This is a genomic window from Streptomyces sp. JK94 (genome assembly GCF_053613315.1).
This window is the reverse complement of record NZ_JBSICH010000048.1, coordinates 1-20,421: the sequence shown is the minus strand read 5'-3', so window position 1 is coordinate 20,421 and position 20,421 is coordinate 1. Positions and strand designations below refer to the sequence as shown.

16 protein-coding genes are annotated in these 20,421 nt (G+C 73.4%); all 16 read right to left on the bottom strand.

Features of this window, described 5'->3' with window-relative positions:
* Entirely contained in the window at positions 1-1,515 is a 1,515-nt protein-coding gene (locus ACVV2G_RS31245; RefSeq protein WP_453846159.1) for an FAD-dependent monooxygenase, read from the bottom strand.
* Between the two features lie 103 nt (positions 1,516-1,618).
* Complete coding sequence (locus tag ACVV2G_RS31240) at positions 1,619-2,596, bottom strand: alpha/beta fold hydrolase (protein WP_453846158.1); 978 nt, start codon at positions 2,594-2,596, stop codon at positions 1,619-1,621.
* A 39-nt stretch (positions 2,597-2,635) separates the two neighbouring features.
* Positions 2,636-3,472 (bottom strand): NAD(P)H-binding protein, encoded by an 837-nt coding sequence (locus ACVV2G_RS31235; protein WP_453846157.1) that lies wholly within the window; start codon positions 3,470-3,472, stop codon positions 2,636-2,638.
* A gap of 147 nt (positions 3,473-3,619) precedes the next feature.
* A complete protein-coding gene (locus ACVV2G_RS31230; RefSeq protein WP_453846156.1) occupies positions 3,620-5,080 on the bottom strand; it encodes an FAD-dependent monooxygenase in 1,461 nt (486 codons plus the stop codon).
* Positions 5,081-6,085: 1,005 nt separating this feature from the next.
* Positions 6,086-7,594, bottom strand: coding sequence for an MFS transporter (locus ACVV2G_RS31225; RefSeq protein WP_453846155.1), 1,509 nt, complete (start codon positions 7,592-7,594; stop codon positions 6,086-6,088).
* A gap of 162 nt (positions 7,595-7,756) precedes the next feature.
* The gene (locus ACVV2G_RS31220) at positions 7,757-8,455 is read right to left on the bottom strand and encodes a hemerythrin domain-containing protein (RefSeq protein WP_453846154.1); all 699 of its coding nucleotides are present in this window, start codon (positions 8,453-8,455) and stop codon (positions 7,757-7,759) included.
* 172 nt (positions 8,456-8,627) lie between these two features.
* Positions 8,628-10,190 (bottom strand): MDR family MFS transporter, encoded by a 1,563-nt coding sequence (locus tag ACVV2G_RS31215; protein ID WP_453846153.1) that lies wholly within the window; start codon positions 10,188-10,190, stop codon positions 8,628-8,630.
* Positions 10,191-10,230: 40 nt separating this feature from the next.
* The gene (locus tag ACVV2G_RS31210) at positions 10,231-10,983 is read right to left on the bottom strand and encodes a response regulator transcription factor (RefSeq protein ID WP_453846199.1); all 753 of its coding nucleotides are present in this window, start codon (positions 10,981-10,983) and stop codon (positions 10,231-10,233) included.
* Positions 10,984-11,162: 179 nt separating this feature from the next.
* The gene (locus ACVV2G_RS31205; protein WP_453846152.1) at positions 11,163-11,567 is read right to left on the bottom strand and encodes a GNAT family N-acetyltransferase; all 405 of its coding nucleotides are present in this window, start codon (positions 11,565-11,567) and stop codon (positions 11,163-11,165) included.
* A complete protein-coding gene (purB, locus tag ACVV2G_RS31200) occupies positions 11,551-12,837 on the bottom strand; it encodes an adenylosuccinate lyase (protein ID WP_453846151.1) in 1,287 nt (428 codons plus the stop codon). Before purB ends, ACVV2G_RS31205 begins: the two co-directional genes overlap by 17 nt.
* An 83-nt stretch (positions 12,838-12,920) precedes the next feature.
* Positions 12,921-14,426: a glutamine synthetase family protein gene (locus ACVV2G_RS31195; RefSeq protein WP_453846150.1), complete on the bottom strand. Its 1,506-nt coding sequence runs from the start codon at positions 14,424-14,426 to the stop codon at positions 12,921-12,923.
* 3 nt (positions 14,427-14,429) lie between these two features.
* Positions 14,430-15,839, bottom strand: coding sequence for an amidase (locus tag ACVV2G_RS31190; protein WP_453846149.1), 1,410 nt, complete (start codon positions 15,837-15,839; stop codon positions 14,430-14,432).
* A gap of 120 nt (positions 15,840-15,959) precedes the next feature.
* A complete protein-coding gene (locus ACVV2G_RS31185) occupies positions 15,960-17,867 on the bottom strand; it encodes a hypothetical protein (RefSeq protein WP_453846148.1) in 1,908 nt (635 codons plus the stop codon).
* Positions 17,867-18,193 (bottom strand): 4Fe-4S dicluster-binding protein, encoded by a 327-nt coding sequence (locus tag ACVV2G_RS31180; RefSeq protein WP_053125832.1) that lies wholly within the window; start codon positions 18,191-18,193, stop codon positions 17,867-17,869. The genes ACVV2G_RS31185 and ACVV2G_RS31180 overlap by 1 nt, the downstream gene beginning before the upstream one ends.
* Before the next feature lie 132 nt (positions 18,194-18,325).
* Complete coding sequence (locus tag ACVV2G_RS31175; protein ID WP_453846147.1) at positions 18,326-19,726, bottom strand: alkaline phosphatase family protein; 1,401 nt, start codon at positions 19,724-19,726, stop codon at positions 18,326-18,328.
* The coding region (locus ACVV2G_RS31170; protein ID WP_453846146.1) for a TIM barrel protein at positions 19,723-20,421 on the bottom strand (699 nt) is incomplete at its 5' end. The genes ACVV2G_RS31175 and ACVV2G_RS31170, both read right to left, overlap by 4 nt.

The following is a 20,421-nucleotide window of genomic DNA, read 5'->3' as shown; positions in this document are numbered from 1 at the left end:
TCAGACGCTCGCCGCGCCGACGGCCTGCGCCCGGCCGGCCGTGTCCCGGCCCCTGCCGAACCAGCGCTCCAGCGCCTGCCCGAGCAGGTCCGCGCCGTCCGGGGCGGCCCAGGCGACGTGGCCGTCGGGGCGCAGCAGCAGCGCGGCGGGACGGTCCTGGGCGGGGGGTTCGGCCCAGTCCGCCTCGACCGTGCGGACCCGGTCGCTCCAGCCGGCGGCGGTTTGCCGGAGGCGGGCGGCGTCGTCCGCCGCGCCGGTGACCAGGAGCACGCCGCGTGCGGGGTGGAGCAGTTCGGCCACCCGGGTGCGGCCCCCGTCCGGGAGCAGCAGGGCGTGGCCGGGGGCCAGGCGCAGGCCGAGCAGCGGGTGGGTGCCGGGGCCCATGTCGTAGCGGATGTCGATGCCGCTGACGATTCCGGCCAGGTGGCGGGCGGCTTCGGGCAGGGCCACCAGTTCGCGCATGACGGCGCGCAGCGGCTCCATCTCGTCGCCGGTGAGGTAGAGCCGGGTCTGGGCGCGGGTGTTGCGCATCAGTTTCTCGCCGACGGGGTGCCGCTCGCTCTCGAAGGTGTCGAGCAGGTCCTTCGGTGCCCAGCCGTTGATGGCCGCGGCCAGCTTCCAGCCGAGGTTCGCGGCGTCCTGGACGCCGACGCTCATGCCCTGGGCGCCGGCCGGCATGTGGATGTGGGTGGCGTCGCCGGCGAGGAAGACGCGGCCGCTGCGGTAGTGCTCGGCCTGGCGGGTGGTGTCGGTGAAGGAGCTGATCCAGCGGACCTCCGCGTGGTGCAGCGACTCGCCGGTCATGCGCTGCCAGGCGTCGGCGATGTCGCCGAACCTCAGGGCGCTCTTGTCCTCCGGCGGGCGCAGGGTCTCGTCGTGGATGACGATGCGGTCGACGCCGTTCTCCAGGTTGAACGCCATCACCATGCCGCCCGGCACCTTCTCGCCGATGGGCCGCTGCCGTACTCCGGCGCCGACCAGGTCGGCCATGTACATCCCGCGGGTGGCGCCCCAGCCGCGGAAGTCGATGCCCGCCAGGGTCCGCACGAGGCTGCGTGCCCCGTCGCAGCCCACGAGGTACTGCGCGGTGTCCTCGCCGTGGCCGTCCGGGCCCTCGTACTCGACGACGACGCCGTCGGGTGTCTCCCGGTAGCCGGTCACCTCGTGGCGGCGCAGCACGGGCACGCCCAGTTCCTTCAGCCAGTCCTCGAGGATCTCCTCGGTGCGGAACTGGGGGACGCCGCGGACGCTGAAGTGGTTGTCGTCCAGTGTGCTGAAGTCGATGCGTACGCCGCCGAAGTGGCCCTGGGCCCATTCGACGTCGCCGAAGCGTTCCAGCAGACCGCGCTGTTCGAACACCTCGGCCGCCCGGCGGGTGAAGCCGACGCCGCGGGACTCCCCGCTGGGGGCGGGCAGCTTGTCGTAGACGGCGACGTCCACACCGCCCAGCCGCAGTTCACCGGCGAGCATGAGCCCGACCGGGCCGGCGCCGACGACTATCGCGCCCTTTGCCATTTCGTACTCCTCATGCAGATGGATGGCGTGCGCTGCACACCGCGGTGCGGGCGGGACCGCACCGGTGGTGTGCGGCGCGGGTCCGGGGCTTGGGCGGGTGCCGTCAGCCGAAGAAGTCCTGCAGGGCCCCGGCGACGACGTCGGGTTCCTCCTCGGGCAGGTAGTGCACCGACTTCGATGCCCGCACCATGCGGACGTCGGTGCCCTGCGCGGTCAGTTTCCGTTCCAGGTCCTCGTAGGTGAAGGTGCCGCCGATGCCGAGCACGGGCATGGTGAGCGGGCCGTACCCGGCCAGGTCGGTGATGTCCTGGTGGCAGGCCTGGTACCAGCGGGTGGCGGCCCGCACGGCCTGCGGGCTGTTGTAGGCGTGCGCGTAGATCTCGCGGTCGAGGTCGCCGACCAGGCTCTGGTCGGCGAGGGAGTGGGCGTACAGCCAGTCCACGACGTGCCGCATGCGGCCGCACATCAGCTGTTCCGGCAGGTGCTGGAGCTGGTTGACCGCCCACCACCACAGGGCCGTTCCGGTCCCGGGCCGGTACAGCAGCCGCATCTCGTATTCGCTCTGGTCGGGGTGCGGGGTGTCCAGCAGCGCCACCTTGCGGGTGGCCTCGGGGTGGTTGGCGGCGAAGCTGAAGGCCACCATGGACCCGATGTCGTGTCCGGCGATGTTCACCTGGCGGTGGCCCAGCCGGCGCACCAGGGCGTGCAGGTCGGCCGCCATCGTCTTCTTGTCGTAGCCGCCGGCGGGCTTGTCCGAGCCGCCCATTCCGCGCAGGTCGACGGCGATGACGTGGTGGCGGCGGGCGAGCTGGGGCATGACCTTGCGGTAGGCCCACCAGGTCTGGGGCCAGCCGGGGACGAGCAGCAGGGGCTGTCCGTGTCCGCCGCTCACGTAGTGCAGGCGTACGCCGTTGACCGTCGCGTACCGGCTGCGGAAGCCGCCGGGCAGGGAGCGGGCCAGCTCCCTGTCGGAGGGCACGGGGCCGGTGGGGCGGGGGCGGGCGTCGGCGGGGGTGCCCGTCAGGGCGAGGGCCGTCGCTCCGGTGCCCAGGGCGAGCATCGTGCGTCTGTTCAGCGTCATCTACCCATGTCCTCGTGGCGTCGTGGCCGGTGGGTCCGGCTAGGCGCGGAAGGCGTCCGCGTGCTGGGCGGCCCATTCGGTGAAGGGGCGGGCCGGGTGGCCGGTGAGCTGTTCGACGTGGTCGGTGAGCGGGACCGGTGCCGTGCTGGCGGCCCACAGCGTGAGCAGCGCGTCGGCGATGTCGTCCGGCATGAAGCCGGGCTTGTTCGCCCGCCACACCTGCGGTGGGATCCGCTCGACGGGGATGTCCCGGCCGGCCGCGGCCGCGATGATCCCGACGTGCTCGGCGAAGGTGAGGGACTGCGGTCCGGTGAGGTGGTAGGACCGGCCCCGCAGCGCGGGGTCGGTGAGGACCGCGTACGCCGCCTCGGCGATGTCGCGCTCGTTGACCGGGTCGGCGTGGCTGTCCGGGTAGGGCAGGCCCACCGTGCCGCGTGCCTTGAGCGACCACGCCCAGGGCAGCGCGTTGGAGGCCAGTGCGCCGCAGTTCAGGGGGGTGGAGGTGAGGGGTGAGGCGGCCAGGGCCTGCTCGACGGCGAGGTGCGGGGCGGCGATCGGGTCGTCGGCGGCGCCGGGGCGCAGTACGGCGTCGGCGGACATGATCACGACGTGTCGCACCCCCGCCTTCCCGGCCTGTTCGACGAAGGCGTCGACCGCCGCCGGTTCGGCGTACAGGAAGACGGAGTCGACACCGTCGAGGGCGGCCGCGAAGTGGGCCGGGGTGTCGAGTGCGAGGCGTACGGACTCGGTGCCCGCGGGCAGGGACAGCTTCTCGGGGGTGCTGGAGGCGGCGCGGACGGCGACGCCGTGCTCGTGCAGGACCTGCACGAGCAGGGAGCCGACCTTGCCTCGGCTGCCGGTGACGAGGACGGTCATGACAGTGGCCTTTCGGGGGTCGGGGGCGTGGGCCGGGCGGTCCGGCACCGCGGGTGCGGCGGCGTGCGGGCGGGGCCGCCGTGCGGCCGGCCCGCGGGGTGCGGCCATCCCGTGGCGGGACGGCCGGACCCCGCGGGCCCGCGCGTGTCATGCCGTGGCGGCGCCGAACCAGCGGGTGAGGGCGTCGTGCAGTTCGCCGCCGTCCGGTGCGGTCCACACGACGTGGCCGTCGGGGCGCAGCAGCACCGCCTCGGGTCCGCCGTCCTCGGTCCAGGTGCCGGTGACGACGTCGACGCGGTCGGACCAGTCGGCGGCACTCTTGCGGGCGGTGTCCGGGTCGCCGGTGGTGATGAACACGCCGCGTGCGCGGTGCAGCAGTTCGGCGACCCGGGTGCGGGCGCCGTCGGGGTGCTCCAGCTCGCGCTGCGGCGGCAGGCGCAGGCCCAGCAGCGGGTGTTCGCCTGCTCCGACGTCGTAGCGGATGTGCAGGCCGCTGACCTGGCCGGCCAGGTACCGGGCCGCGTCGGGGATCCGCACGAGTTCGCGCATGACGGCGCGCAGCGGTTCCATCTCCTCGCCGCTGAGGTAGAGCAGCGACTGGGCGTGGACGTTGCGCAGCAGTCGTTCGCCCAGCGGGTGCCGTTCGGCGTGGTAGGTGTCGAGGAGGTCCTCGGGGGCCCAGCCGTTGATCGTCGCGGCCAGTTTCCAGCCGAGGTTCACGGCGTCCTGGAGGCCGACGCTGACGCCCTGCGCGCCCAGCGGGGCGTGGTCGTGGGCGGCGTCGCCGGCGAGCAGGACACGGCCGCTGCGGTAGTGCTCGGCGAGGCCGGTGGCGTTGGTGAGGGCGGTCATCCAGCGGGTCCGGCCGTGGTGGATGGACTCGCCGGTCATGCGCTGCCAGGCGTCGGCGACCTCGGCGAAGGTCAGTTCGCCCTCGCCGTGGTGCGGGCGGACGCCGGGCTCGTGGATGACGATCCGGTCGTAGCCGTCGCCGAGGCCGACCGACAGGACCATGCCGCCGCCCTCGACACGTTCGCCGATGGGCCGCGGGCGGATGTCGGCGCCGGTGACGTCCGCCAGGTACATGCCGCGGGTCGCCTCGTCGCCGGGGAAGGCGATGCCGGCCAGGCGGCGTACGGTGCTGCGGCCGCCGTCGCAGCCGACGAGGTACTGGGCGTGGTCCTCGCCGGGGCCGTCGGGGCCGTCGTAGCGCACGACGACGCCGTCCTCGGTCTCCTCGAAGCCGGTGACCTCGTGGCCGTGGCGCACGGGCACGCCCAGTCGGGCCGTCCAGTCGCCGAGCAGCTGCTCGGTGCGGGACTGGGCCAGGCCCATCACTCCGAAGTGGCTCTCCTCCAGCAGGGTGAAGTCGATGCGTACGCCGCCGAAGTGGCCGTGCTGGCCCCAGCGGAAGTCGCCCAGCTCGGTGAGCAGGCCGCGCTGGTCGAGGACTTCGGCGGTGCGGCTGGTGAAGCCGAGGCCGCGCGATTCCCCGCTGGGCGCGGGCAGTTTGTCGTAGACCACCACGTCCACGCCACCGAGCCGCAGCTCGCCGGCGAGCATCAGGCCGACCGGCCCGGCGCCGACGACTATCGCGCCCTTTGCCATGAAGTACTCCTCACGCAGATCGTTTGGGGACCGCTCCCGTGTGCGCGGCGGCAGCCAGGCACCAGGAAAGACCGTGCCGATCGAGCGGCGCTGCAGGCGGAGTGCAGGGCGTCTCAAAAGGGGCCCGGCGCGCTGCGGGGCAGGCTCACGGGCGAGGCGACGCGGGGCGGCCGGGGGGGGCGGGTGCGGGGCGGAGGAGGTGCGGGGCCGGGGGCCCCGGCGGTGCCGCGCGCCCTCGCGCGGGCGTGCGGGACGCGGGCGGGAAGGGGCCGCGACGGCCGGCGGGCGGGGCTGTTCCGGGCCCGGCGGACGGCCGGAGGGGCGGGGCGACGCCGCCAAAGGGGCGGGCGCACGGCGGCCTCCGGCCCCGACGGTCCGACGGCTGGGCGGGCGGCGCGGGGGCCTGGCGGGTCGGCAGCCACCCAGGGCGCGGGGCGGTCCCCGGCGGGCGCGGACGTACGGCGGACTCCCTGGCCCCGGCAAAGGCCCACCGGCCGGACGGGCGGCCCGGGGCCGACCCGGCGGGCAGCGGCCCGGCCGACGACCGCCCCGGAGGCGACGGGCACGGGCGTACGGCAGGCACCCCGGCCCCGACGGAAGCCGTCGGCCGGACGGGCGGCCCGGGGGCGGGCCCGGCGGGCAGCCGCTCCGGGGTGACGGGTGCGGGGGGGCGTGGGCGTACGGCGGGCTTTCCGGCCTCGGCGCAAGTCGCCGCGGGTGGCGGGCCGGTGGCGGTGGGAGTTCGCTCGGCAGCCGCCGGGAGCGGGCGTACGGCGGCCCTCTGGCCCCGGCGGGAGCTGTGGGCCGGGCGGGCCCCGCCCGGGGCGGGCGGCGGGTGGTTCGGCCGGCAGCCGTCGGGGGTGCCGGGGTTCGCCGGAGGTGGGGGTGGCCGGGGGCGGGGGTGGCCGGGGTGCGGGCGCGGAACGGCCCCGCCGGTTCGGGGGATGGCCGGCGGGGCCGTGGACTGTGGGTCCGGGTGCCGCCCGGGGTTCCGGGCGGGCGCTGTTACTTCTCCGCGTCGGCCTTCACCAGGGCGGGGCCGTCACCGGCCTCGGCCGGGATGGAGCTCATGGACTGCTTGCCGCGGGGCATCATGAAGGTGACCACCAGCAGCGCGACCGTGCCGAGCAGGGCGCCCGACAGGAACGCGTCGTGGTTGGCCGCCTCGTGGACCTCGGCGACCAGCTCGGGGTTGCCGCCGGTCGCGGCCATCTCGGAGCTGATGCCGCTGTAGGCGATGGTCGCCACGACGGCCAGGCCGAGCGCGCCGCCGGCTTCCTGGCTGGTGTTGATCAGGCCGGCCCCCACGCCGGCGTCCTCGTCGGTGACTCCGACGAACGCGGCGATCTGCAGGGTCACGAAGACCATGCCGCAGCCGAGGCCGAGCAGGATGAACGGGGCCAGCAGGTCGACGACGTAGCTGCCGTCGGCGGGGGCCCGCCACAGCAGCAGCAGACCGGCGACGGTGAGCGTGAGGCCCATCATCACGACCGGGCGCGCCGCCATCTTGGTGACCAGGCCCGAGGCGATGCCCGCGCCGGCCGCGACGGAGAACGCGAGCGGCACGTAGGCGAAGCCCGCCTTGAGGGGCGAGTAGCCGAACGCCTGCTGCATGAAGAGGCTGGCGAAGAAGAACAGCGAGCCGAAGGTGCCGAAGACGAGCACGGCGGAGAGGTTCGCGACCCGCATGGTCTTCAGCCGGAAGATGCGCAGCGGCATCATCGGCGAGGCGACCTTGGCCTCGATGACGATGAAGGCCGTCAGCAGCACGGCCACGCCGGCCAGCGAGCCGATGGTGCGGAAGGTGTCCCAGCCGACGGTGGTGGCCTCACCGAGCGTGAAGATCAGCAGGAGCAGGCCCGCGGTGAGGGTGACCGCTCCGACGGTGTCGAACTTGCCGCGCTCCTCGGCCTTGCTCTCGGGCAGGATGCGCGGCGCCAGCACGGCGGCGGTCAGGCCGATGGGCACGTTGATCCAGAAGATCCACTCCCAGCCCCAGGTGTCGGCGAGCACGCCGCCGAGGATCACGCCGACGATGGAGGCGATACCGGACAGCGAGCCCCACACCCCCAGGGCCTTGTTGCGTTCGGCGCCCTCGGCGAAGGTGTTGGTCAGGATCGCCAGGGCGGCGGGGGTGATCAGGGCGGCGCCGAAGCCCTGGACGGCGCGCGAGGCGATGAGCATCGTGCCGCTCTCGGCGAGGCCGGAGGTCAGCGACGCGAGGGCGAAGATGACGAAGCCGACCTGGATGAGCCGGCGGCGGCCGAAGGTGTCCGCCAGGCGTCCGCCCAGCAGCAGGAAGCCGCCGAGGACGGTCGCGTAGGCCGTGACGATGTAGTTCAGGCTGACCTCGGACATGCCGAGGCCCTCCTGGATGGACGGCAGGGCGAGGTTCACGATCGACACATCGGTGAAGACCATGAACTGGCCCATGCAGACGAATGCCAGGATCAGCCCGGGGCTGAGGCCCGCCCCTGGTGCTGACCGGGCCGTGGTGGCGTCGGAGGCAGCCATCGATTACTCCTCAGAAGGTGCAGGATCGGGTCATCGAACGCGGTTCCACCCGCCAGAGCGGTGCTGGTGGGAGCCGCTGGGACAGCCGCCGGGAGAGGCCTCGGCGGCCGGAGTGGGCGTCCGTCGGTGCTATGACGAACGGGGACCGGGGAATGTGACCGGTCAGCGGGAAATCTCTCGCGGCCCACCCCGCAGTCCCTGCTTGCTGTCCTCGTATCGGCTGGTCATCTGGGGCCCGGCGGCTTGCAGCTGCGGCGGGAAGTTCTCCCACAGCAGGTCCCGGCCGTGGGCCGGGGCGGGGTCGTCGAGCAACCCGAACAGGAAGTGCAGGCCGAATCGGGGGGACCCCTGGATGAACGCCTCGCGCAGCCGGTCGATGTCGGGTGCGGGGACCTGCGGGAACAGGTCCTCCACCACGGCCTCCTCGGCCGTGAGGTGTGCGTCGAGCACCTGGTGGACCTGCCGGGCGGCCTCGGCGCCCGCCCGGGCGCCGTCCGTCCCGCCGGTGGCCCGGCCGGCCGTCGTGGCCCCGTCGAGGTCGCCGATCGCCCTTTCCAGGGCGTTCAGCCTCCCGTCGAGGACCACGTGGTCGTCCGACAGTTCCTTGAGCTGTGCCTGTGCGTCGGGGTGGAGTTCCTGGAGCACGGGCCAGAACAGGTCGTCCTCCGCCTTGTGGTGGGCGTGGGTGAAGGCGAGCAGCCACCTGGCCGCGTCGGTCAGCGTGGCGGTGTCGACGGCGTGGCCGTCGGCCAGCCGCTCGTACGCGTCCACCACCAGGCGCGTTCCGCGCCGCAACACCGTGTGGATCGCGACGAACTCCTCGTACATGCGGGCGCCCGGGTTCTGAGCCGGATCGCTCATGGAAACTCCCGTTTCGCAGTGGCAGGGCCGTGGCCGGACACGGATTCCGGTGGGGGTCCCGTGGGCCGCGGCCAGTACACAGGAGCGTGGACGAAGCGGCCTCGAGGAATGCTGGAGGGCCGTCGTCGGCAGGGCGGGGGTGCTCGAGAACCGCTTGAGGAAACGGTCCCGCTCAGCGGTTGCCGCCCGTCAGCGGGTGGGCGGGGCGTGCGGGGCCCGGTGCGGTCCTGCGCAGGGCGACCTGACGCACGAGGAGCCCCGCGGCGCACACGGCGCCTCCGACGGCCGCGCTGAGCAGGAACGCGGTGTGGGTGCCGGCGGCGGTGGCGTGGCGGTAGGCCTCGTACAGGGCGGGTTCCAGGTGGGCCAGGCTCGCCGCGTCCAGCTGGGCGTTGTCCAGGGCGGAGCGGCCGGGGGCGCGTTCGGCCATCACCCGCTGGACCTCGCGGTTGAACAGGGTGCCGGAGACCGCCGCGCCGAAGCAGCTGCCCAGGGTGCGGAAGAGGGTGATCGCCGCGGACGCGGCGCCGATGTCGCTCTGCTCGACGCTGTTCTGCGCGACCACGGTGACGATCTGTGTCAAGAAGCCCAGGCCCGCGCCGAGCACGGCCATGCAGAGGGCGGCCGTGGGGCGTGAGGTGGTGGTGTCCATCCGCGACAGCAGCCAGGTGCCGGCGCACAGCAGGGCGCCGCCGGTCACCGGGAACATCTTGTAGCGGCCGCTCACCGTGGTGACCCGGCCCGCCACCAGTGACGTCAGGATCATCGCGGCCAGCATCGGCAGGAGCAGCAGGCCGGAGTTGGTGGCCGAGGCGCCCTGTACGGCCTGCTGGTACAGCGGCAGGAAGAGCAGCGCGCCGAACAGGACGAAGCCGGTCAGGAAGCCGATCACGGACATGAGGGTGAAGTTGCGGTGGCGGAACATGTGCGGCGGCATGATCGGGTGGGCGGTGCGCCGCTGGCGGCGTGTGAAGGCCCACAGGGCCGCGGCGGCCGTCACGCCGAGGGCGGCGACGGGGCCCGAGTTCCAGGCGTGGCGGGTGCCGCCCCAGGTGGTGAGCAGGACGGTGGCGGTGATGCCGGTCATCAGCAGCGCCGCGCCCAGGTGGTCCACGCGGGCGGTGGAGTGCCGTTCGGGCAGTTTCAGCAGCAGCCAGATCATCGCCAGGGCGAGTACGCCGAGGGGCAGGTTGAGGTAGAAGGCCCAGCGCCAGCCGAGGTGGTCGGTGACCGCGCCTCCGGCCAGCGGGCCGCCGATCATCGCGATCGCCATCGCGGCGGAGATCATGCCCTGGTAGCGGCCGCGTTCGCGGGGCGGGACCAGTTCTCCCACGGTCGCCATGACGCCGGCCATCAGGCCGCCCGCGCCGATTCCCTGCACGGCTCTGAAGCCGATCAGCTGGCCCATGGTGTGGGCCGCTCCGCTGAGCGCCGATCCGATGAGGAAGACCACGATGGCGGTGAGCAGGACGCCCTTGCGGCCCCGGGTGTCCCCGAGCCGGCCCCACAGGGGGGTGGAGGCGGCCATGGCCAGGGTGTAGGCGGTGACGACCCACGACACGTGTTCGAGGCCGCCGAGTTCGGCGGTGACGGTGGGCATGGCGGTGGCGACGATCATGTTGTCGAGCTGGGAGAGCATCATCGCCAGGACCAGCGGGATGAGCAGCACGCGCACGGAGTGGCGGCCGGCGGGCCGGCTGTCCGCCGCGGCGGACGCGTCCTCGAGGGTCGTCACCGCGCCTCCCGGTCCGGGGTGCCGGGGCGGGCCGCGGCGGTTATCCGGCGCCCAGTTTGAATCCCACGCCGCGGACCGTGACGATCCATCCGCTGCCGCCGAGTTTGCCGCGCAGGCTGCTGACGTGGGTGTCCACCGTGCGCTGGGACCAGGAGTCGCCCCAGACCTGCTTGAGGAGTTGTTTGCGCGGGATGACGGTGTCGGGGTGCGAGGCGAGCAGACACAGCAGATCGAACTCCTTGCGGGTCAGCGGTATCCCGCTGCCGTCCACGGTGACCTCGCGGGAGTTGACGTCGATGTGCAGGCGTCCGCGGCGGATGTACCGGCGGGCGGCCGGCTGCCAGTGGGCGCGGCGCAGGACGGCCTCGATGCGGGCCATCAGCTCGCGCAGTCCGTAGGGCTTGGTCACGTAGTCGTCGGCGCCCGCCTGCAGGCCCAGGACGCAGTCCAGTTCGGACTGGCGGGCGGTGACGATGAGGACGGGGACCCGGCTGACGGCGCGGATGGCCCGGCACACCTCCAGCCCGTCCAGGTCGGGCAGTTCCAGTGCGAGCAGTACCAGGTCGGCGTCCGCGTGGGCCTGCAGGGCCTGGCCGCCGCACTGCACGGCGACGGGTTCGTGGCCGTAGCGCCGCAGCTGGGTCACCAGGGAGTCGGCGGGGTCGACGTCGGCGTCCACGACGAGGATGCGGCGGCCGGCCGGGGCCGGTGCGGTGGGCACCGCGCCGTCCTGGACCAGCCGGATGAGCTGGGATGCGGGTGTCCGCAGGTCCGGCATCGTCTGTGCCGACATCTGGCTCATGCCTCCCCCAAAGGTCATGCACGGTCCGTGGGCGGGGGTGCGGGGACCGGGCCTGGGGGCCCGGTCCCTGTCGTACACCCCACCTGGACGTTACAAACCGGTGGTCGAGCCGCGGTACAGGGCCGGGCCGGGGCGCGTGGAGGTGCGGCCGGGGTGGCGTCGGGTCCCGGTCAGGGGTTGAGGACCCAGGCCGAGTCGTGCCGGGTGAAGCCGATGTGGGGGTAGTAGGCGGTGGCCGCGGGCGCCGACAGCAGCACGATCTTCGCCGTGGGGGCTTCCTTGCGGGTGGCGTCGATCAGGGCGCGGCCGATGCCGGAGCGCTGCAGCCGGCCGGTCACGGCGATGTCGGACAGGTAGGTGACGTAGGAGAAGTCGGAGACGCTGCGTGCGATGCCGATGAGGGTTCCGTCGTCGTCGCGGGCGGCCAGGACCAGGTTGGCGCCGGTGAGCATGGCGCCCATGCGGTCGCGGTCCTCGACGGGCCGGCGTTCCCCCAGTCCGGACGAGCGGTAGAGGGCGAGTACCTCGTCCAGGTCCAGGTCCTTGCCTTCGGCCCGCTCAATCGTCCAGTTCACGGAGGGTCTCCAATCGCGTGCGGATCACGTCGTGTCGGGTGAGGAAGCGTTCGGGTTCGAGGCGTCCCGGGTCGATGCCCTGCCGGGCCAGGCCGGTGGCGAAGTGTTCGCCGGTGGTGAGGGTGTGGTCGGCGGCGGCCTGTACCGAGCGGTAGGCGTGTTCGCGTTCCACCCCTTGGGCGAGCAGGTCGGCCAGGACCCGGGAGCTGTGGACGAGGCCGTCGGTGGCGTCGATGTGGGCGCGCATCCGGTCGGGGTGCACGGTGAGGGAGTCGACGAGGTCGGTGGCCGCGGTCGTCTGGAAGTGTCCCACGGACAGGCTGTCGGGCAGGATGACCCGTTCCACGGACTGGTGGGCGAGGTCGCGTTCGTGCCACAGGGCCACGTTCTCCAGGGCGGTGTCGGCGTAGCCGCGCAGCAGCCGGGCCAGTCCGCACAGCCGCTCGCTGGTGGTGGGGTTGCGTTTGTGCGGCATGGCGCTGGAGCCCTGGTAGGCGCCGGTGCGGTGTTCTTCGACCTCACGGACCTCGGTGCGCTGCAGCAGCCGCAGTTCGAGGGCGATCTGCTCGATGCAGGCGCCCAGGGCGGCGACGGCCTGCATGAGCTGGGCGTGCCGGTCGCGGGCGACGACCTGGCTGGGCACGGGTTCGACGCCGAGGCCGAGGGCGTCGCAGACGTGGCGTTCGACGGCGGGGTCGATGAGCGCGTAGGTGCCCACGGAGCCGGAGACGGTGCCGACGGCGACGGCGTGACGGGCGGCGGTGAGGCGGGTGATGGAGCGGTCGACGGCGAAGGCGTGGACGCCGAGCTTGTGGCCGAAGGTGGTGGGTTCGGCGTGCACGCCGTGGGTGCGGCCCACCATGACGGTGTCCCAGTGGCGCAGTGCCGTGCCGACCAGGGTGGCGCGCAGGCGGCGGGCGGCCGTCAGGAGCAGGTCGGTGGCGCGGGCCAGGGTGTGGCCCAGGGCGGTGTCGACGAGGTCGTAGCTGGTCATGCCGTGGTGGACCCAGCGTGCGGAGTCCTCGGGGATGTCCTCGCAGTACGCGGCGAGGAAGGACAGTACCTCGTGGTCGCGTTCCTTCTCGATCTCGGCGACGCGTGCGGCGAGCGGTACCCGGGCGCGGCGCATGTCCTCGACCGCCCGGGCGGGTACCAGGCCGAGGCGGGCCTGTGCCTCGGAGGCGAGGATCTCGACCTTCACCCAGGTCGCGTAGCGGGACTGGTCCGCGAACAGGTCCGCCATCTCGGGCAGCGTGTAGCGAGGAATCATCGGTCGGCCTTCGTCGAGGGAGCGGGGTGGGGCGGGGCGGGCGCGGGGGCGTCACGCGGGTGGTGCCGCCCGGGCCGGGGGCGTCAGTAGGCGCCGAAGTACTCGCGCTGTTCCCAGTCGGTGACCTGGCCGGGCGGGGGTGCGGTCTGGGAGCTCCAGGCGGTGAAGCGTGCCAGTTCGCTCTCCTTGAGCTTGGTCATGCAGGCGGTGAGGGGGGTGCCGAGCAGGTGGCCGGCGCGGCCGGTGCGGAAGGCGTCCAGGGCCTCGCCCAGGGACTGGGGCACGGTCTGCGGCTGTGCCTGGCCGGTGGGGCGGGCGGGCCGGGTCGTCTCGCCGTCCAGGCCCTCCAGGCCGGCGAACAGCTGGGCGGCGATGTTCAGGTAGGGGTTGGCGCAGGGTTCGCCCATCCGGTTTTCGATGTGGGCGCCGGCTCCGTTGCCGACGACCCGCAGCATCGCCGTGCGGTCCTCGAAGCTCCAGCCCAGGCGGGTGGGGGCGAGTGCGTGTTCGGCGGCCAGGCGCCGGTAGCCGTTGAGGGTGGGCACGGACAGCAGGAACAGCTCGCGTGCCCAGGTCAGCAGTCCTTCCGCGTACGCCTTTCCGCTGGGTGACAGTCCGCCGGACAGGCCTTCGGCGCTGAAGAGGTTGCGGCCGGTGGTGGTGTCCACGACGGACTGGTTCAGGTGCCAGCCGCTGGGGTCGGCGGCGTCCAGCTGCGGCTGCGACATGAAGGAGGCGTGGTGGCCGCGGCGGGCGCAGAACCGTTTGGTGGCGGTGCGGAACAGCAGCATCGCGTCGGCCGTGTCCAGGGCCGACATCGGGCTGAAGGTGGTCTCGACCTGGCCGGGTCCGGACTCGTGCTCCATCGACCGCAGGGGCAGCCCGAGCCGTTGCAGGTACAGGCCGAGCGGGCCGGTGATCGGGGCGACGGTGTCGTAGGCGGCGTCGAGGTTGAACTGGTAGCCGGCGTTGACGGCGCTCACGCGCGGCGCCTGGCCCTGGAGGCCGAAGCCGTTGCCCTTGTTGCCGGCCTCGTCGTCGAGGCGGCGGGTGAGGTACCACTCGACCTCCAGGCCCAGTACGGGCTGGAGGCGGTGCTCGGCGTAGCGTGCCAGGACCCGGCGCAGTACGGCCCGGGAGGACAGCGGGTGGGGGGTGCCGTCGCGCAGGTACTCGTCGCCGAGGACCCAGGCGGTGCGCGGGCCGCGGTCGGGCAGCACCTGGAAGGTGACCGGGTCGGGTACGAGGACGAAGTTGCCCGCGCCGGAGATCTCGTCGACGCCGATGCCGTGGGCGCCGAGGAAGTCGACGGCGACGGCGTGTCCGGTGTCGAACAGGAACGGGCCGGGGCTGAAGTTCATGCCGTTGCGCAGCACGGTGCGGAAGGCGTCGGTGGTGAGGGTCTTGGAGCGGGCCAGGCCGTGCGGGTCGCCGAAGACGAGGCGGACGAAGTCGACTTCGTCCAGGGCGGCTTCGACGCGTTCGGCGGCGGCGGTGCGCTCCTCGTCCCACAGTGCGTGGTCGGTGACGAAGGACGGACGTCCGACGCTGCCTTCGCTGGCGGGCGTGGACCATGACCGGGCATACATGGTTCAGAACGTCCTTTCGCCGGTGGTGCCGGTGGGCACGGGGGTGAGGTGGGCTGCGGGCGGGTGCGGCAGCGGTGCCAGCATCGCCTCCAGGCGGCGGGCCACCGTCAGGACGAGGTCGTCGGCGCCGACCGGGCCGACGAGCTGCACTCCGGCCGGGAGTCCGCAGGAGGTCAGGCCGGCGGGCAGGGACGCCGCGGGCTGGCCGGTCATGTTGTACGGGTAGGAGGCGGGCGCCCAGGCGAGCCACAGCAGGTCGCGGGCGTCGGCGGCCCAGTGGGGGCCGATGGCGTCGGCGGCGAACGGCTCGACGGGCACGGTGGCCATGGCGAGCAGGTCGTAGTCGTCCATGACCGAGCGCAGCGTGGCGCGCAGGTTCTGGCGGATCTCCTCGGCCTGGATCACGGCGACGCCGCTGAGGGTGCGCCCGTGCCGTACGACGTGCAGGCGGCCGGGGTCGATGAGTTCCTCGTCCTCGGGGCGGGTGCCGGCCGCCTCGGTGGCGGCGAGGATGTCGACGACGGCCGGGTAGAGGTTGTTGCAGCGCACCTCGACCTCGTCGACGTGGTGGCCCTCGTCGACGAGGACGTCGCGGGCCGTCTCGGTGACGCGGCGGATCTCGGGGTCGGTGCCCTCGTACTCGATCCAGCCGATGCGCAGGGAGCGCATGTCGCGCGGGGAGTCCAGCGAGCCGAGGCCGGAGTCGGGGTCGGTGGGGTGGGGGCCGGCGATGACCTGGCCGAGCAGCGCGGCGTCGGCGACGGACGCGGCGAGGGGCCCCTGATGGGCGAGGCGGTCGGCGCCGTTGGGGTAGTAGGGCACGCGGCCGTAGGAGGGTTTGTAGCCGACGACGCCGCAGAACGCGGCGGGGATGCGGATGGATCCGGAGCCGTCGGTGCCCAGCGCGCCCTCGCACAGGCCGGCCGCGACGGCGGCGGCGGCTCCGCCGCTGGAGCCGCCGGCGGTGAGCCGGGGGTCGTAGGGGTTGCGGGTGGGCGGGGCCGCCCGGCCCACGGTGGAGGCGCTCCAGCCGAACTCGGAGGTGCTGGTCTTGCCGACGACGATCGCGCCGGCCGCGCGCAGCCGGGCCACGGCCGGGGCGTCCTGGGCGGGCCGGGCGTTGGGCAGCAGGGAGCCTCGTGTGGTGGGCAGGTCGCGGGTCTGCAGCAGGTCCTTGACGGAGACCGTCACGCCCAGCAGGGGCAGGTCCCACCAGGCCTCGCGGCCGCGTTCGCGGATCAGGGCGTCCGCCTGCCGGGCGGCTTGGAGCGCCTCGTCGCCCGCGACCGCGACGTACGCGTCCAGGTGGTCCCGCTCGCGTACGGCGGACAGGACGTCCTGGACGTGTTCGACGACGGTGAGCTCCCGGCGGGACAGCAGTTCCTTGGTCCGGCGGATGCCGCGGGCGGTCATCGCTCACTCCTTCTGCTCCTGTACTGCCTCGGGGCGTTCAGGGGCGCTGCGGACGGTACGGGGGGGGCGGGTGCCCGGCGGGGCGGGGGGCCCGCCGGGCGGTCGGAGGGCGCGCAGCGGTCAGGACGCGCGGCTGGCGGGTGTGTCCTGGCCGGTGACGGCCGACCAGTGCCACGGGGAGTCGAAGGCGGTGACCGCCGTCCGCTCTCCCGCCGCGGCCAGTTCGGCGGCCAGGCCGGTGGCCCGTGCGGTGAACGCGGACACCCGGTGCGCGGCGAGCAGGTCCTGCTCGTCGAAGGGGTCGCCGTCGCACCGCAGCAGCCGCAGGTCGACGAAGCCGTTGAAGCGGCGTCCGTCCACCACGACGGACTGCGGCGAACGGATGGAGAACCGCACGTTGTTGTTGACGTGCCCGTGGTGGTGCTGGTCGGAGTAGAGGGCGACGTCCGGGATGGTGGGCGGCACGAAGTGGTCGCGGTCGGCCACCTCGGGGCCCTTGGGCAGGTTCCCGGCGATGAAGTGCCAGGAGTTGTACTGCATGCGCGAGGACATCGCCCAGGCGGCGTCGGCGAGGGCGGCGGTGGAGCCGCCGAAGTGCCGGGCGGCGGACGGGTCGGGGACCACGCAGCAGAAGAAGCGGGTGATCTCCCAGTCGCAGATCTCCGCCCAGCGTTCCTCGCGCAGGGCGCTGATCAGGTCGGGCAGGGACCGCATGCCGCGGCTCATCGCGAAGTCGGCCTCGAACGCCTCGGTGGCGGCGGCGGCCGACTCGTACACCAGGGACTCCAGTCCGGTGCCGAAGGCGCCGTGCGGGGCGGCGAGCCAGTCCGGGGCGGCGTCGAGCGCCCGCCCCAGGTCTTCGAGGGTCCGGCCGCTCAGCGGGAGCCGGGAGGTCAGCCGGGCCACCACCTTGTCCTCGCGGGCCCGTGCGGCGTCGGCGTAGGGCCGGGCCACCTTCTCGATCTTGTGCATGAGGGCGCCGTGGATCTCGCGGTAGAGCTGGGCGGCGCTGCCGGCCTGCGCGCGGTGGGAGCGCAGGGACAGGGCCAGGGTGTTCAGGTCGGCCACCGTCGTGGAGGCGGCGGGCGGCACCTGCTCGCGGCCCAGGGCGGTGTTGTAGCCGAGCCGGATGCGCTCCAGCATGTGGGCGAGGTGGTCGACGGTGAGCTGGGTGCCGTTGGCCTCCTCGACGCGGCCGGGGCCGGCCGAGCGGATGAGCAGGGTGAGGCAGACCAGCAGTTGCACGTCGTGGTCGGACCACAGTTCCAGCGGCAGGCCCTGCAGGCTGCTGAGGGCGCAGTCGGGGTGGCCCGGCCACAGGGTCTTGCCGGTGAGGGTGTTGTGGTCGCGGAAGTTCGTGTACTGCCTGCCCTGCTGGTAGAGCACGAAGGGCGCGGTGCGCAGCGCCGCCTCCTTGGCCTGTTCCAGCAGTTCCTCACGGCCGCCGGGGCCCTGTTCGTCCAGCCAGCGGCGGCAGTCGGCGACGGTCTGGGCGGTGCGTGCCTCGGCGCGGCGCAGGTGCGCGCGGTAGGCGTCGAGGTCGGCTTGTGTCCAGGGCACGCGGCGTATGCCGCCGACCAGTGTGTCAGGCTCGAGCGGTGCCTGTGACGGCACGCGCAGGACGACCCGTCCGCTGGTGGCCAGGGCGATCTCCCCCAGGAAGACGGGCTCGTGCGCGCTGCCGGCACCGGGGGCGGGGGCGGGGGTTTCCTGCGTGCGCCATGTCAGGCCGCACAGGGTGGCCAGCGCCGCCTCCTCGGGGGCGCTGAGCGCGCGCAGCTGGACGTCGGCCGGCACGTGGCCGTCCAGGGTGAGCAGCACCTCGGTGAACGACGTGAGGTCGTCGCTCTCCTCGGCGCGCTGCCAGGCCCGCTTGAGCAGGCCCGGGAAGCCGGCGTCGGCCTCCCGTACCCGGTCGGGCTTGAGGGTGGCGCCCGCGACCAGGCCGAGGCGGCTGGGGCGGCGGCTGATCCGCTTCCGGGCGTTGGCGGCGCGGCGGGACTCCCCGCGTTCGGGCACGGTACTCATCACGCACCCTTTGCGGTGAGTTCGATGTGGTTCCACATGGCGTCGTCGGTCGGCGTCCAGTCCTCGTCGACGTAGATGCAGTCGACGGGGCACTCCAGCACGCATGCCGGGCAGCCCGAGCACAGCTCGGGGATGATCACTACGTCCAGGCCGCGGTCGAAGATGGCGCCGAACTCCGCGGGGCAGCTGCGCAGGCACGTGTCGCACGTGATGCACTCGGACTTCTCGATGCGCCGCGGCGGCTTCTTCCAGGCGTCGGAGCGGTCGCGCTGGGCGATCCGCTCGGCGCGCCCGGACAGCGCGGCCGGCGAAGCGATTTTTTTCATGGGCTCGAACCCCTTTGGGTGAGTCTTCTGGCCACAACCGGGATGCCTCAGATGGTCGGTCGGCCCTCTCGACCGGCCCCTGAGCGGTGATGGGAGCCGGGTGGAGCCCTTCGGGCCGCAGGTGGTGCCGCGTCAGGCGATTCCGGCGAGTTGGAGGAGGAGTTGTTTGACGTCGGTGGCCGCGATGTGGTCGGGGAGGGTGTGGGGGGTGGAGCAGATGAACAGGGGGCCGTCGTCGTCGCCGGCGGGCAGGCGGCCGTGGCTGCCGCGGACGGGTGAGGGGTCCAGGGGGACGACGGCCATGCGGTAGCGCAGGCCGAGTTTCTTGCGGGCCAGGGCGCCGGCGGCTTTGAGCGTGACGTAGGGGTCGCGGGGGTCCGTGAACAGTTCGGCCGGGTCGTAGCCGGGTTTGCGGTGGATCTCGACGAGCTGCGCGAAGTCGGGCGCGCGGTCGTCGTCGAGCCAGTAGTAGTAGGTGAACCAGGCGTCCGGCTGGGCGAGGGCGACGAGTTCGCCGGCGCGGGGGTGGTCGAGGTGGTGGGCTTTTTTGCCCTCCTCGTCGAGGAGCTGGTCGAGGCCGGGCAGGGCGGTGAGGGCTTCTCGGGTGGCGTCGAGGTCTTCGGGGCGGCGGACGTAGACGTGGGCGATCTGGTGGTCGGCGACGGCGAAGGCGCGGGAGGTCATCGGGTCGAGGTATTCCATGCCGTCCTGGGTGTGGACTTCGAGCAGGCCGGCGCGGCGCAGGGCGCGGTTGATGTCGACGGGCCGGTTCACCGGGGTGATGCCGTACTCGGACAGTGCGACGACGGTGCGGCCTTCGGTGCGGGCGTCGTCCAGGAGCGGGGCGAGTGCCGCGTCGAGGTCGGTGGCGGCCTGCAGGGAGCGGGGGTCGTGGGGGCCGTGGCGCTGGAGGTCGTAGTCGAGGTGGGGCAGGTAGCAGAGGGTGAGGTCGGGGTGGCGGGTGGCGTTGATGTGCCGGGTGGCGTCGATGATCCACTGGCTGGAGACGAGGTCGGCGCCCGGTCCCCAGAAGTGGAAGAGGGGGAAGGTGCCGAGGGTGTCGGTGAGTTCGTCGTGCAGGGCGGGGGGCCGGGTGTAGCAGTCGGGTTCCTTGCGGCCGTCGGCGTAGTAGACGGGGCGGGGGGTGACGGTGATGTCGGTGTCGGCGCCCATGGCGTACCACCAGCAGATGTTGGCGACGCTGTAGCCGGGGTGGGCGCGGCGGGCGGCGTCCCAGAGTCTGTCGCCGGTGACCAGGCCGTTGTGCTGGCGCCACAGCAGGACCTCGCCCAGTTCGCGGAAGTACCAGCCGTTGGCGACGATGCCGTGCTGGGCCGGGTGGGTGCCGGTCAGGAACGTCGACTGGGCGGCGCAGGTCACCGCGGGCAGGACGGTGCCCAGGGGGGCGTGGGAGCCGTGCTGGGCGAGCCGTTTGAGGTGGGGCATGTGGTCCAGCAGGCGGGGGGTGAGGCCCACCACGTCCAGGACCAGCAAAGGCGTGGGCTGTGCGGGAGGGGACACGGGGTGGGTCATGGCAGTTCCTTCAGGCCGAGGTCGGTCAGCAGGTCGCGGGCCAGGGCCAGTTCGGCGGCGATGCCGTCGGTGAGCTGTGCCCGGGCCCGGGGCCGCAGGGCGGGCGGCAGGGCCTGCCAGGTGTAGGTCTCCACCTCCAGATGCCGGGTGAGGGGGCGCGGGCCGCCCACCAGGCGGGCCAGCGCGGCCTTGAGGACATCCATCGTCGAGGCCAGCGGCGGGGCCGGGGCCGCGTGCAGGGGCACATGGAAGTGCGCCCGCCAGGGCCCGCTGCCGGGCAGCGCGTCACCCGCCAGGGCCTGGTCGAGGTCGTCGGTGCCGTGCAGAGCGCCGTTGGGGGTACTGGTGCGGGTCTGGTGCAGGAAGCGGGGCTCGGCGAACGCGGCAAGAGCCCGCCGGACACCGGGAAGAGCGGGGTGTTCGGCGTGCAGGGCGGCCGACAGCTGCGCCTTGACGACCGGGACACCCGCCGCGGCCAGCGCGTCCAGAGCGGTGTGCGGGTCCTCGAAGGAGGTGGCGAGGTGACAGGTGTCGACACACACCCCGATACGGTCGTGACCGACCGCGGTCAGCGGGGCGATCGCGTCCCCGGTGGTCTCCACGACACAGCCGGGCTCGGGCTCCAGACCGATACGCAGGCAGCGGCCGGTCAGCTCCTCCAGGGTGTCGAGCTGTCCGGCGAGGGTGACCAGCGC

What these genes read in the sequence shown, in the direction of transcription:
- ACVV2G_RS31245 (WP_453846159.1), bottom strand. Translation starts at nt 1,515, where the DNA reads ATGGCAAAGGGCGCGATAGTCGTCGGCGCCGGCCCGGTCGGGCTCATG.
- ACVV2G_RS31240 (WP_453846158.1), bottom strand. Translation starts at nt 2,596, where the DNA reads ATGACGCTGAACAGACGCACGATGCTCGCCCTGGGCACCGGAGCGACG.
- ACVV2G_RS31235 (WP_453846157.1), bottom strand. Translation starts at nt 3,472, where the DNA reads ATGACCGTCCTCGTCACCGGCAGCCGAGGCAAGGTCGGCTCCCTGCTC.
- ACVV2G_RS31230 (WP_453846156.1), bottom strand. Translation starts at nt 5,080, where the DNA reads ATGGCAAAGGGCGCGATAGTCGTCGGCGCCGGGCCGGTCGGCCTGATG.
- ACVV2G_RS31225 (WP_453846155.1), bottom strand. Translation starts at nt 7,594, where the DNA reads ATGGCTGCCTCCGACGCCACCACGGCCCGGTCAGCACCAGGGGCGGGC.
- ACVV2G_RS31220 (WP_453846154.1), bottom strand. Translation starts at nt 8,455, where the DNA reads ATGAGCGATCCGGCTCAGAACCCGGGCGCCCGCATGTACGAGGAGTTC.
- ACVV2G_RS31210 (WP_453846199.1), bottom strand. Translation starts at nt 10,983, where the DNA reads ATGTCGGCACAGACGATGCCGGACCTGCGGACACCCGCATCCCAGCTC.
- purB (WP_453846151.1), bottom strand. Translation starts at nt 12,837, where the DNA reads ATGATTCCTCGCTACACGCTGCCCGAGATGGCGGACCTGTTCGCGGAC.
- ACVV2G_RS31195 (WP_453846150.1), bottom strand. Translation starts at nt 14,426, where the DNA reads ATGTATGCCCGGTCATGGTCCACGCCCGCCAGCGAAGGCAGCGTCGGA.
- ACVV2G_RS31190 (WP_453846149.1), bottom strand. Translation starts at nt 15,839, where the DNA reads ATGACCGCCCGCGGCATCCGCCGGACCAAGGAACTGCTGTCCCGCCGG.
- ACVV2G_RS31185 (WP_453846148.1), bottom strand. Translation starts at nt 17,867, where the DNA reads ATGAGTACCGTGCCCGAACGCGGGGAGTCCCGCCGCGCCGCCAACGCC.
- ACVV2G_RS31180 (WP_053125832.1), bottom strand. Translation starts at nt 18,193, where the DNA reads ATGAAAAAAATCGCTTCGCCGGCCGCGCTGTCCGGGCGCGCCGAGCGG.
- ACVV2G_RS31175 (WP_453846147.1), bottom strand. Translation starts at nt 19,726, where the DNA reads ATGACCCACCCCGTGTCCCCTCCCGCACAGCCCACGCCTTTGCTGGTC.